The organism is Cyclobacterium qasimii M12-11B, from assembly GCF_000427295.1.
GTDB lineage: Bacteria > Bacteroidota > Bacteroidia > Cytophagales > Cyclobacteriaceae > Cyclobacterium > Cyclobacterium qasimii.
This window is the reverse complement of sequence record NZ_ATNM01000023.1, coordinates 16,533-29,338: the sequence shown is the minus strand read 5'-3', so window position 1 is coordinate 29,338 and position 12,806 is coordinate 16,533. Positions and strand designations below refer to the sequence as shown.

The window sequence follows — 12,806 nt, the reverse complement described above, 5'->3', positions numbered from 1 at the left end:
AAAAGTAGATTGCTTCGTCGTACCTCCTCGCAATGACGAAGCGTGGCGATGCAATCCCATATCAAAACAGTCTGCTTAATCTCCATCCTGACAGTGACGAATCGTGGTGTAAAATTCTGAAACTATTCCGCAATTGGACTCCACTCGTCATTGCGAGGGGCAAAAAGGATTGTTATGCTTTATCGATTACTAGAAGTCCCGAAGCAATCCATGTAATAAAAGTAGATTGCTTCGTCGTACCTCCTCGCAATGACGTAGCGTGGAATTGGGCTCTGATGAAAAATCACCATTGGTTTCTTTCTTGGAATAGCCCCCCCCCAGCTAAAAATTGAGCCTACCCGATTTTTTACTTATCTTTGAGGCTTTATTTAAAACTTGAACCAATTACAATGGTAGCCTATATGTTTCCGGGCCAAGGAGCCCAATTTCCTGGAATGGGAAAATCACTTTATGAAAGCAGTTCAGAAGCCAAAAAGCTTTTTGATCAAGCCAATGAAATTCTTGGCTTTCGCATTACAGACATTATGTTTGATGGCACACCAGAAGCGCTAAAGCAAACAAATGTAACCCAGCCAGCTGTATTTCTTCATTCGGCCATAGCCGCCTTAACGGCACCTGATTTTCATCCAGACATGGTAGCGGGTCATTCATTGGGAGAGTTTTCCGCCTTGGTAGCAAACAAATCTCTACAATTCGAGGACGCTTTAAAACTGGTTCACCAGAGGGCATTGGCCATGCAGGAAGCCTGTGAGATCAACCCATCCACAATGGCTGCAATTCTCGGATTGCCTGATGAGAAAGTGGAAGAAATCTGTGCTTCAATAGAAGGTCATATAGTCGTGCCTGCCAACTACAACTGCCCTGGTCAATTGGTGATATCTGGTAGCTTAGAGGGCATCCAAATCGCTTGCGAAAACTAAAAGAGGCTGGAGCCAAGCGTGCCTTGCCATTACCTGTAGGTGGCGCTTTCCATTCCCCATTGATGGAACCTGCCAAGCTTAAATTAGAGGCGGCCATTAATTCCACCACCTTTGCTGATCCGATTTGTCCGGTTTATCAAAACGTAAGTACCACTGCAGTTACAGATGTTAAGACGATCAAAACAAACCTAATCGCGCAACTTACTGCCCCAGTAAAATGGACACAGTCTGTTCAAAACATGATTAAGGATGGCGCCACGCTATTCATAGAATGTGGCCCAGGAAAAGTATTGCAAGGCTTGGTTAAAAAGATCAATAAAGATTCTGAAACCCAACCATTATCATAAAATAAAACAGGGTTTTGATTTAGAAATGGCGCCCTCATTTAATCGATGCGTTATTGCTTATTTCATGTTGAAATTTTTTTTCAATAAAACCGCCATTTTGGGCAAGATTAAAAGCAAGCAGGCGATAATAGTAATGACTATATTCGCCTGCTTTTTTTTAAGCGGAATACTTCATCAGCTAAACTAAATAGTGCTTTATAAAAGTTAATCCTCCCAGCTCACATTTGCCCACAGCTGTTGTTGGTTTTAAAGCACAATCAATTTGTCAATGGTAGTGAAACAATGGTTTCTATTCTGCAAGATTATGCCATTTTTTCACCTTCAAGCAATCCTCACATTCTTCCATCAAAACCATGGATGACTTTTCAATTTGAGGATGTACAAAGTCAGGTAAAATTTCGGCCAAAGGCACGAGAACAAAGTTTCTTGAAGCCAAATGAGGATGTGGCACTTTCAGTTTTTCGGTATTAATTATTTCATTGTCAAAATACAGAATATCGATGTCCATGGTTCTATCTCCCCATTTCAAAAACCGCTTCCTTCCCAATTGATTTTCTATATCAAGAATAAAATCCAGGCAATCCAAAGCGCTAAGACTGGTCTTCATTACAAGCACTTGATTGAGATAAGCCGCCTCTGATTTTCCTCCCCAAGCTGCTGTTTGATATATTGTTGACTCCCTTACCAGCATCATCTTTTGGGAAAGAAGTTTACCTGCTTTATTTAACAGGGAAAGCCTATCTCCCATATTCCCTCCTAAGCCCAATACCACCTGATGCATAAAGAATTAATTAAATCAAAATCAACAGTTTTGTGAAAAATAGGTTAATTTTGGATATTATAAAACGAGGATAAAGATATGAAATTTTTAAGCAATGTATTGGCTGTCATTGTTGGATTGCTGATTTTCTGGGTAATTGGCTTTTTTATGCTAGCCGGAATAATCGCTATTAGTTCCAGTGGAGACCAAACAGAAATTGAGGAAAATTCAGTTTTACATATTAAGCTCAATGGTATTCCGATTGTAGAAAGCGCCCCAGACGATGACATAGGCTTGCCTCCTCTACCATATATTGGCAACACAACTAATATAGGCCTTAACCAGATTATTAAAGCCATACGTACTGCCGCTGATAACGACGACATTAAAGGCATTTATCTAGAGAGCGGAATGCTAACCGCTGGACAAGCACATATATTAGAAATCAGAAATGCACTGAATGCATTTAAAGAGAAGGGGAAATTTATTATTTCTTATTCTGAATATTATTCCGAACCAGGCTATTTCCTTAGTTCTGTAGCAGATGAAATCTACCTGAACCCAATTGGGGACATTGAATTTAACGGGTTTTCAAGTGCCCCCATTTTCTTTAAAGGTTTATTCGAGAAGCTGGAGATCGAACCGGTTATTTTCAGGGTTGGTGAATTTAAAAGCGCTATTGAACCATTCATTTTAGATAAAATGAGTGAAGAAAACCGGCTTCAAACCATGACCTATTTAAATGACATGAATACGGTAATGGTAGAAAATGTAGCCAACAGCCGCAATCTGGAAGTTGAAAAAGTAAGAGAGATCAATGATGGCATGTTGGTAAGAAACGGGCAAGATGCCTTGGATTTCAACTTAATAGATGGCCTTTGGTACGATGATCAAGTAATTACACGCTTGAAGGAAAAGCTTGACATTTCCGATGAAGACGAAGACATCAATACCATAGGTATTACAGCCATCAACCAGTCAGCCAAATCCAAGAACAGGCTTTCTGAAAACACCATTGCTTTGATCATTGCAGATGGTGAAATTGTAGGTGGAGAAGCCATAGACCAAATTAGTTCTGATCGATTTCTAAAAGAGATCAGAAAAGCAAGGAAAAATGAAGATGTTAAAGCAATCGTAATACGAATAAATTCCCCAGGTGGGTCTGTGGTTGCCTCGGAGGTAATCTGGAGAGAGCTTTCTGAAGCCCAAAAGGAAAAACCATTGATCGCTTCCATGTCCAATTATGCTGCATCGGGCGGCTATTATATTGCCGCTCCAGCCGACACCATAGTTGCTTACCCTAACACCATTACTGGTTCTATAGGTATTTTCGGACTTTGGTTCAATGCCAAAGGGTTGTTGAACAACAAACTAGGCATTACTACTGATGAAGTCAGTACTGGAACCTACTCGAACCTCCTAGACCCTACTAAAACCATTTCTGAAGCAGAGAAAGCCATCATGCAGAAAAAGGTAGAAGAAGGTTACGATACTTTTATCAGTAGGGTTTCGGAAGGAAGAAACATGAGCCGCGAGCAAGTTTTAGCCATCGCTGGTGGCAGGGTTTGGTCTGGAAAAAAAGCCAAAGAAAATGGTTTGGTAGATGTTCTTGGTGATTTTGACGATGCCATTGAAATTGCGGCTAATAAAGCGGGAATTGCGGACGATTACAGACTAGTCGTCTATCCAAAGCAAAAAAGTGTTTTTGAACAGTTAATTGAGGATTTGGGTGGTGACGTTCAAAGCACCTACCAACGCATCAAAATGGGTTATTCTTATGAGATTTTCAACACACTTGAAAAAATCGAAAAACTACAAGGAAGAATGGTCCTATTACCTTTTCAATCAGAGATAAAATAACCAGCCATAAAAATGAATATTTTCACCTCTTCCCGATTTAAATTGCCAAATCTCAATCTTTCAATTTTCAAGCTTCCGGTAATCCTTATAATGTTTACTTTTCTTCAGGCCGAGACTTCAATGGCTCAAGAAAAGTATAATATCGCTACTTATAATATTCGCTACGCCAACCCAAATGACGAAGGAAATCTATGGGAAGATCGAGCACCACATTTAATCAACCTAATCCGTTTTCATGAAATGGATATCGTAGGAATTCAGGAAGGGCTTTTTAACCAACTTGAAATGATCAAGGAAGGGTTAAACTTTCCATATATAGGCGTGGGAAGAGATACTGGAAAGAAAGAAGGCGAATTCAGTGCTGTTTTTTATAATCCTGAAAAATTTACACTTCTCGAACAAAACACGTTTTGGCTTTCACCTACTCCAGAAAAGCCTTCCAAAGGCTGGGATGCCTCCTTAAACAGAATTTGTACATGGGGTAAATTCAAAACGCAAGAAGGGCAAGAGTTTTATGTATTCAATGTACACTACGACCATAGAGGCCAAAAAGCTAGAGAAGAAAGCAGCAAATTAATAATCCAGAAAATTCAAGCGATAAATACACAAAACCTTCCCAGCATTCTAACAGGAGATTTTAATATAGAAGACGACAATCCAGCGTACAAAGAAATCATAAAAGGTGGCAGTATGAAGGACAGTAAAATGGAATCTAAAAATCCTCCCTACGGTCCATTAGGTACTTTCACCGCTTTCGAATGGGACATGCTCCCGGAAAAAAGAATTGATTACATTTTTGTTAACGATGGCGTAAGCGTCACGCACCAAGGTACTTTATCCGACAATTACGGAAAAAAATACCCTTCAGATCATTTCCCTGTGATGGTGAAAGTTAGCATTGGCAACCAATAATACTTCCACCTTATTCATTCACTTTTCCCTTGCAAAAAATACAACTTTTGGTAATCCTTCTCATAAAGGTGCTCCAAAAAGTATAATTGTATTATTTTTGCACCTCAAATTGATTAGACCATGGCACTACCTACCAAATATACACCCTCAAGCATTGAATCAAAATGGTATCAATATTGGATGGATCACGGAATGTTTCATTCCGAACCTGACGCCAATAAAGAACCTTACTCTATAGTAATCCCCCCTCCAAATGTCACTGGCGTACTGCACATGGGGCATATGCTCAACAATACCATTCAGGACATCCTGATCCGGAAAGCGAGAATGGAAGGTAAAAACGCTTGCTGGGTACCTGGTACTGATCATGCATCTATCGCCACTGAAGCAAAAGTAGTGGCCATGCTAAAAGAACAGGGGATTGAAAAAAAATCACTTACAAGAGAATCCTTTTTAACCCATGCCTGGGAATGGAAAGAAAAATATGGTGGCATAATCCTAGAGCAGCTTAAGAAACTTGGTGCTTCTTGTGATTGGGAAAGGACACGTTTCACCATGGACAAGGACCTTAGTGAAGCAGTGGTCAATGTATTTGTAGACTTACATAAAAAAGGCAAAATCTACAGAGGAATCAGGATGGTAAACTGGGACCCAAAAGGCCGTACCGCTTTATCTGACGACGAAGTTATATTTAAGGAGATTCCTTCTAAGCTCTATTATATCAAATACCAAATAGAAGGCGAAGATGAATACCTAACCATTGCTACCACCAGGCCTGAGACTATAATGGCCGATGTGGCAATTTGTATTCATCCAGAGGACACTCGTTTCTCTCATTTGAAAGGCAAAAAAGCATTGATTCCATTGATTAATAAAGCCATCCCCATTATTGAGGATGATTATGTAGACATGGAATTTGGTACTGGTTGTTTGAAAATCACTCCAGCTCACGATATAAATGATTACGAAATTGGCATAAGACATCAATTGGAAGTAATCGATATTCTTAGCGATGACGGCACATTGAATGAAAAAGCACAATTACTTGTCGGAGAGGATCGATTTATAGCCAGAAAAAAGATTGCGAAATTATTAAAAGAGGCCGAACAATTAGAGAAAGAAGAAGCTTATACTTCCAACGTAGGCCACTCCGAACGAACTGACGCCGTGATAGAGCCTAAACTATCCATGCAGTGGTTCATGGCAATGGAGCAAATAACCCAACCTGCTCTTAAAGCAGTTATGGATGACAGCGTGAAGCTCTTCCCGCCGAAATTCAAAAACATGTACAAAAGCTGGATGGAAAACGTAAGGGACTGGTGCATTTCTCGTCAACTCTGGTGGGGCCATCGTATACCTGCTTTTTATCTTCCTAATGGCGAATATGTGGTTGCGGCTTCAATAGAAGAAGCGGTAATTCTGGCCAATGAAAATCATGAGGGCAATTTCACTGCAGCTGACTTAAGACAAGACGAAGATGTTTTGGACACTTGGTTTTCTTCCTGGTTGTGGCCTATCTCAGTTTTTGATCCGGAATTCTTTAAAACGGGCAAAAAGAACGAAGACCTTGCCTACTATTACCCAACAAATGACTTGGTAACTGCCCCTGAGATATTGTTTTTCTGGGTAGCCAGAATGATTATTGCAGGTTACGAATACACGGGTGAAAAACCATTTCAGAATGTTTACCTAACAGGAATCGTTAGGGACAAATTGGGTAGAAAAATGTCCAAGTCACTTGGCAATTCTCCAGACCCACTCGCTTTAATAGAACAATATGGTGCTGATGGTGTTAGGACAGGTATGCTATTTAGTAGTCCTGCTGGTAATGACCTCCCCTATGATGAAAAACTAGTGGAGCAGGGCCGTAACTTCTCTAATAAAATCTGGAACGCCTATCGATTGATAGAAGGTTGGGAAGTTATAGAAAAGGATGAAAGCACCAATCAAACAGCAATTGACTGGTTTGAAAACCGTTTTAACCAGTCCCTCACCGAAATTGCTGATCACTTTGATAAGTTCCGTATCTCAGATGCTTTAATGTCCGTCTACAAGCTCATCTGGGACGACTTCTGCTCTTGGTATCTGGAAATGGTCAAGCCAGAATATCAAGCTCCTATTGACAAGAAAACAAAGGATAAAACCATAGTCCTTTTCGAAAACCTAATGAAGGTATTACACCCATTTATGCCTTTCATTACCGAAGAGCTTTGGCAACAATTAGGGAAAAGAGAGACCAGTGAAGCACTAATGTTATCAGAGTGGCCTAAATCTGGCTCATTCGATATCGAAATCATAGAAGAGGCTTCAAAAATATTTGAGATCGTATCGCAAATCCGTAACGTCAGGGCTTCAAAAGGGATTTCTCCTAAAGAGGCATTCGAACTTACGATACACACAAACGATCCCAAATTATACACCAAGTATGAAGCCATTATCTCCAAACTGGCCAATATAAGCACAATCCAGTTTGGGGAAAATGTAGCCAATGCCGTTAGTTTCGTAGTTAAATCGGATGAGTTCTTTATTCCTTTGAATGAGAAAATCGATCTTGAGCAAGAACGAGAGAATTTGCAAAAAGAACTCGATTACACTTTAGGATTCTTAAAGGCTGTTTCTAAAAAGCTGCAAAATGATAAGTTTGTAAACCATGCTCCAGAAGCGGTAGTGGCCAGAGAAAAGCAAAAGATGGAGGATGCCATTTCTAAGGTGAAAGCATTGGAAGATAACATTAAAAAATTAGGCTAGGCTTAAGAATAGTAAGCGGTCCTATTGCTAAAATAGGACCGCTGAAGAAGCTTACCCGGATAAAAAAAGGCATAAACACATTTAGCCCGGATTGTGAAATAAATGAATTATTTCACAATCCGGGCTAAATTTTTCTATTCCTTAAATAAAGGATTTAATCCTTCTATTTAACTGTCTTAAAGGTTTTATTGTAGAGCTCTACGGATTCATTGATAATACGCATAGCATCCTCTTTTCCAAGAAAGTCCTCCACCTTCACTTCTTTATTTTCAAGTTTCTTATAATCCTCGAAAAAAGCGATGTGTTTCCTTCATTAGGTGAGGAGGAAGTTCAGAAATATCCTCATAATAATTTACAGACTGGTCATCAGCAGCTACAGCAATGATTTTATCATCTGCTTCACCACCATCAATCATTCTCATCACTCCAATAACTTTTGCTTTAACAAGCGTCATCGAAGGAATGTCTATTTGGGAAATAATCAATATATCAAGGGGATCATGATCCTCACAAAATGTCTGAGGAATAAAACCGTAATTGGCAGGATAGTGTACAGCTGAAAAAAGCACACGATCCAAAAGTAACATACCTGATTCTTTATCAAGTTCGTACTTACCTTTACTTCCTTTGGGTATTTCTATTACTCCCGTTACGTATTCTGGTGAGTTTGGCCCAATACTCACATCATGCCAAGGGTTAATCATAAAAAAACATTTTTTTAATAAAAATTAATGGTGCAAATTACCTCCATTTTATATCTCAACAAAGAATTTTGGAGAATATTAATAGGATATCAGGATATTAAAACCTACCATACAAAAGAAAATTGCGAGTTTTAACTTGTTTAAAATTCAAACACTTTTCATTGAATGACGCTGCTCTTCTACCCATGTAAAATTAAAACTCTAACAAGTCAGGAAGGTGGACATGAACTTTAGTCCCTATTTTGGGCACAGAATTAAGAATGACATGACCTTTTAGCTGTTCAATTGATTCTTTCACCATATAAAGTCCAAGGCCCGAGCCCACGTTTCTTTGAGTAGCCCTGTGAAATAGATTAAAAACATCATTTTTATGTTTGTCTTCAATACCTATTCCATTGTCAGAGACCTCAATCATTGCCCCTTTAGGATTGACTTCAATATTGATCTTTATCCATTTCCCATCTTCATCTTTCTGAAATTTGAAGGCATTACTGAACAAATTATTAAGAATCACCCTGATCTTTGATTCATCTGAATGAAACACATCTTTCTGGTCAATGGACAAAAATATTTCGATCCCATCCAGGTTCCATTTCAATTTATATTCATCCAGCAATTGACTTAGAATATCTTCGAATTTGATGGTGACAATTTTGTTTTCGATTTTTGTTGACCTATAAAAATCTAGCATTTTATAAATAAAATCATCTAGCTTCAAGGTCGCAGAGTCAATCATCTCAAAGTACTCAATTATACCTGGATCCTTCACTTCCATTTTCGCAAGTTTGGATATGCCTGAGATACTCATCAGTGGCCCACGCAACTCATGTGACAAACTGTAAACAAACTGGTTCATCTCAGAATGGAGCTTCTGCAATCGATTGTTCTTCTCTTTTAACTCTTTTCTTGCATTGAAAATCTCTGCAGCATTTAGGATCGCATTTTTGATCTGCTCAATGTTCCATGGTTTATCTATAAATCGGTAAACCTCACCCCTATTGATTGCGTCGATGACACTAGTGATATCGGAGTATCCTGTTAAAAGAATTCGAATGGGATCAGGATTAATTTCAACTAGCTTTTCAAAAAACTCTACACCTGTCATACCAGGCATCCTTTGATCCGCTATGACAACTTGAAACTCATGGTTCTTAGCAAGAATCAACCCATCCTCAGCATCTATCGCTGTTTGCACTCTAAATTCTTTCCTCAAGGCTGCCTTGAATGAGTTCAGGTTATTGTCTTCATCATCAATATACAGCACCTCAATCCTGTTCGTCATCTGCTATCCTTTTTGGTTAACTGGCAATGCGATATTAAAAACAGTCCCAACACCTTGCTCAGAATCCACCGTTATGGACCCTTTATGATTTTCAATGATTGTATAAACTATGGAGAGCCCTAAGCCGGTCCCTTGACCAACGGCCTTGGTAGTGAAAAATGGTTCAAATATTTTCTCCTTCACTTTATCTGGCATACCTACTCCATTGTCTTTAATTTGAATTCCAACCATCCCATCTTTAAAGAAAGTATTTATGGTAAGTTCAGGCTCTCTACCTTCAATAGGATGATCAAGAAGTGCATGAATAGCATTGCTAATTATATTCATGAAGACTTGATTTATCTTTCCTGCCAAACATTCTACCATTGGAACATCTTCATAATTCTTTGTTAACTTAATAACACCAGTCATAGTACTATTAAGTAGAATCAATGTACTATCTAATCCTTCGCGAAGATCAACTTCTTTAACATCTTGTTCATCAACTCTTGAGAATAATTTCAGCCCACGCACTATCTCCACAGTCCTTTTGGCACCATCTTCCATCCCATTAAGCAATTGTTCAACTTCCTCTAACAAGTAATCGAATTCAATTTCTTCCTCCATCTCATCAATCTCTTCTTTACTCTCCTCAGAGAACTCTAATTTACCCTTCTCCCTATAAACATCCATCAATTCCAGAATATCTTTCAGGTCACGTTTTAAAGGAGAAATATTTGAGCTCACAAAATTTATAGGGTTATTGATTTCATGGGCTATCCCTGCTGTCAACTGACCCAAGGAAGCCATTTTTTCTTGATTAACAAGTTGTGTCTGCGTGTTTTGAAGATTCTTCAAGGTCAACTCTAATTCCTCTGTTCTGGATTTCACCATGTCTTCCAGGAAAACGTTTTGTTCCTTTATTAGTCTTTCATTTTCTTTAACAGCTTCAAGCTTGTCTAACTGTTCATCCTCTTTTTCCTTCTTCAAAATATTAATTTTATCAGCCAAAGCAAAAGAAAGCAATAATGCTTCAATGGCTGTTCCCGCAAGTAATGGTGCATTGGCGTAGGAACCTAAATTAATAATCATCAGGTTATGAAGTATTAACACAACCAGCCCGATCAAAAGGAAACTCCAGGCCAGCAAAAAGAAATAAGCAGACCTATTACCTCCTCGTGCAGCTATAATCCCGATAGTGAAAAAACAAACAACAAAAATAAGCCCGTTCAAATCCATCATGGAATAGCTTATTTCGACAAACCCCATTTGCCAAAGCACCAAGGATATCACATAGGATAGCGGGATAAGGTAAAGGTATTTTTCATATTTAGGAATATACTCATCTGTTCTCAAGAACAGCTGGATAAAGGGAATCACAAAGACACTGGATAAGGTAGTAAAGCCAATGATACTTAACTCATACAGGAATACGTTCTTTTGAAGCAAGAAGTAAGAATGTCCTGATATGGAGAGTTGTGCCAGTCCTATAAACAATATATAGAAACAATAAAATAAATATACCCTATCCTTAACAGCGAAATACAGTATTAGGTTGTAAAGAAAAAGTGCAACCATTATCCCAAAGTAGAAACTTATGATAATGAGACGCAAACTATAATTTTTATTAAAAGAAGAATAGGGGTAAATAAAAGCCTCAAATTTTAAAGGCACTTTAGAATTCACTCTTAAAACAACTGTAGGGCTTAAATCTTTACCCAACTGAATATTGAAATAGGGATTTGGGTTTCTCAAGGAGTTTTCACTCTTCACAGCAGTGCCGACCAATTCTTTATAAGCCAATTTTCCATCTGTATTAAACCGGTACAATTCAACCTCCCTAAATGATGGATTACTTATTTCAAGGAAGTAAACACTATCTTTATTTAACCAGCCAAAATCATCTAGATCAAGTTTTACGAACAAATCCTTTTTTACTGCCCCAAGGTCCACTCCTCCCAGAGCAATGGAGTCAAAAGTAATTAGATCTAAATCCTCGCCAATGGAATCTTGGTCTCCCAAAAAATAGGGATAATTATTAAATCGTAAATCATCATCCTGTTTTAACATTCCCAAAAAAGAAATGATTGGCAATATCACCACCAATAATAGAAGGGCTGTTAAAGATGCATACTTGAAATAAGTGTTATTTTTCATTCTGTGGCTTAGGGATTTGAAGTTCAAACTGTAATTCCATTTCACCTTTCGGACCACTCTCTACAGTATTAAAATTAATTTTATTCCTTAACTCAAATATATAATTCCTTTCCGCTTCCTGTGCATGGGACAACTCAGCTATATCATTAATCTCTAATGCTGTTGCTATCAACCCTTCTTTTGGATAATAGAATGACCCATTATCTCCTAGACCAGAAATAATCTCATAGCCAACACTTTTGGAGATACTCAATGTCACAGGAGAGCTTAGGCCAAAAAGCTTTTTTAAATTCAACTGGGGAAGAATAGCTATTCCAACCCTAACCAAATAGATACTCCCAATCCCATATCCTGCTACCTCTCGGCTATTCCACAAACCACAATACTCTGCTACCTCCAGGTCTTTAAACTCTGCAAGATAAGCGCCTATTTTAGGGTCAATTTCTCTGATAGCCATTTCAAAGGGCAAAGGGAAATATTCCGTTCTTAGCTGAATTCTACCTCCACCTAATATCCTTTGATCCTCCATGGACTCAAAAAGGATCAGGTACACATGGGGGTTCAACGCCCATGACCTATCGGCGGATGTCACTTTCGTAATTCCATAGGATTCCAAAACCTTATGGTGACCAAAAATATATTTTTCGGTAGCATCGACATCATCAATGGCTCTAACTATCCTAACTCTAACTTTCATTAAAATCGATTATCTTGTCCAGATCAACATAAAACCTTCCTGAATCTACTTTGTGATTCAAAAGCAACAGTCTTGCATAATGACAACAAGCTGCTCCACCTAAAAATACGGAGGATGCGAGTTGAGGCCACGATGTTATGGTTTTCCCCAATTCGGAAAAACTAAACTTCACCCTTGGGGAAAGGTTATCAAATTGTAAAAGAGACATCATTATATCCTTAGCATGCTCTTGCAGCTTAGTCATAATTTCTCCCTCTGGGCCATATTCAGTCAATAATCCATGAAAAATCAATCTCTCGGGTTCTTGATCGAACCTTTCGATATCAATCATACCACGGTCACTTGTATCCATCATTACAGGTATTTTAAGAGCCTTTGCTTTTATTCTACTCAGAATTTTAATTGGCAAACTATCACATTCTTCAATCAATAAATCCATT

The 12,806-nt window shown here is 38.5% G+C and carries 8 protein-coding genes and 2 pseudogenes; 4 read left to right on the top strand and 6 right to left on the bottom strand.

What is annotated here, in order from left to right; all coding sequences use genetic code 11:
• The first annotated feature begins 389 nt into the window (after positions 1–389).
• Positions 390–1,267: pseudogene (gene fabD, locus ADICYQ_RS02370) on the top strand (ACP S-malonyltransferase).
• Positions 1,268–1,556: 289 nt separating this feature from the next.
• Here fabD and folK read toward each other — a convergent pair.
• Positions 1,557–2,048, bottom strand: coding sequence for a 2-amino-4-hydroxy-6-hydroxymethyldihydropteridine diphosphokinase (gene folK, locus ADICYQ_RS02365; RefSeq protein ID WP_020893774.1), 492 nt, complete (start codon positions 2,046–2,048; stop codon positions 1,557–1,559).
• Positions 2,049–2,126: 78 nt separating this feature from the next.
• Here folK and sppA point away from each other — a divergent pair, with 78 nt between their 5' ends.
• From sppA to ADICYQ_RS02350, 3 genes are all read left to right on the top strand, one after another.
• Positions 2,127–3,887 (top strand): signal peptide peptidase SppA, encoded by a 1,761-nt coding sequence (gene sppA / locus ADICYQ_RS02360; protein ID WP_020893773.1) that lies wholly within the window; start codon positions 2,127–2,129, stop codon positions 3,885–3,887.
• A gap of 12 nt (positions 3,888–3,899) precedes the next feature.
• Positions 3,900–4,799, top strand: a complete 900-nt coding sequence (locus tag ADICYQ_RS02355; protein ID WP_020893772.1) for an endonuclease/exonuclease/phosphatase family protein — start codon at positions 3,900–3,902, stop codon at positions 4,797–4,799.
• 120 nt (positions 4,800–4,919) lie between these two features.
• Positions 4,920–7,547, top strand: coding sequence for a valine--tRNA ligase (locus ADICYQ_RS02350; protein WP_020893771.1), 2,628 nt, complete (start codon positions 4,920–4,922; stop codon positions 7,545–7,547).
• Between the two features lie 163 nt (positions 7,548–7,710).
• On the opposite strand, the pseudogene ADICYQ_RS02345 reads toward ADICYQ_RS02350, so the two are convergent.
• From ADICYQ_RS02345 to ADICYQ_RS28095, 5 genes and pseudogenes are all read right to left on the bottom strand, one after another.
• A pseudogene (locus ADICYQ_RS02345) lies at positions 7,711–8,251 on the bottom strand (inorganic diphosphatase).
• 193 nt (positions 8,252–8,444) lie between these two features.
• Positions 8,445–9,533: a hybrid sensor histidine kinase/response regulator gene (locus ADICYQ_RS02340; RefSeq protein WP_020893769.1), complete on the bottom strand. Its 1,089-nt coding sequence runs from the start codon at positions 9,531–9,533 to the stop codon at positions 8,445–8,447.
• Between the two features lie 3 nt (positions 9,534–9,536).
• Entirely contained in the window at positions 9,537–11,669 is a 2,133-nt protein-coding gene (locus tag ADICYQ_RS02335; RefSeq protein WP_040414120.1) for a 7TM diverse intracellular signaling domain-containing protein, read from the bottom strand.
• Positions 11,659–12,366, bottom strand: coding sequence for a hypothetical protein (locus ADICYQ_RS02330; protein WP_020893767.1), 708 nt, complete (start codon positions 12,364–12,366; stop codon positions 11,659–11,661). The genes ADICYQ_RS02335 and ADICYQ_RS02330 overlap by 11 nt, the downstream gene beginning before the upstream one ends.
• The gene (locus ADICYQ_RS28095) at positions 12,356–12,805 is read right to left on the bottom strand and encodes a hypothetical protein (protein WP_020893766.1); all 450 of its coding nucleotides are present in this window, start codon (positions 12,803–12,805) and stop codon (positions 12,356–12,358) included. The genes ADICYQ_RS02330 and ADICYQ_RS28095 overlap by 11 nt, the downstream gene beginning before the upstream one ends.
• Position 12,806: the final 1 nt, after the last annotated feature.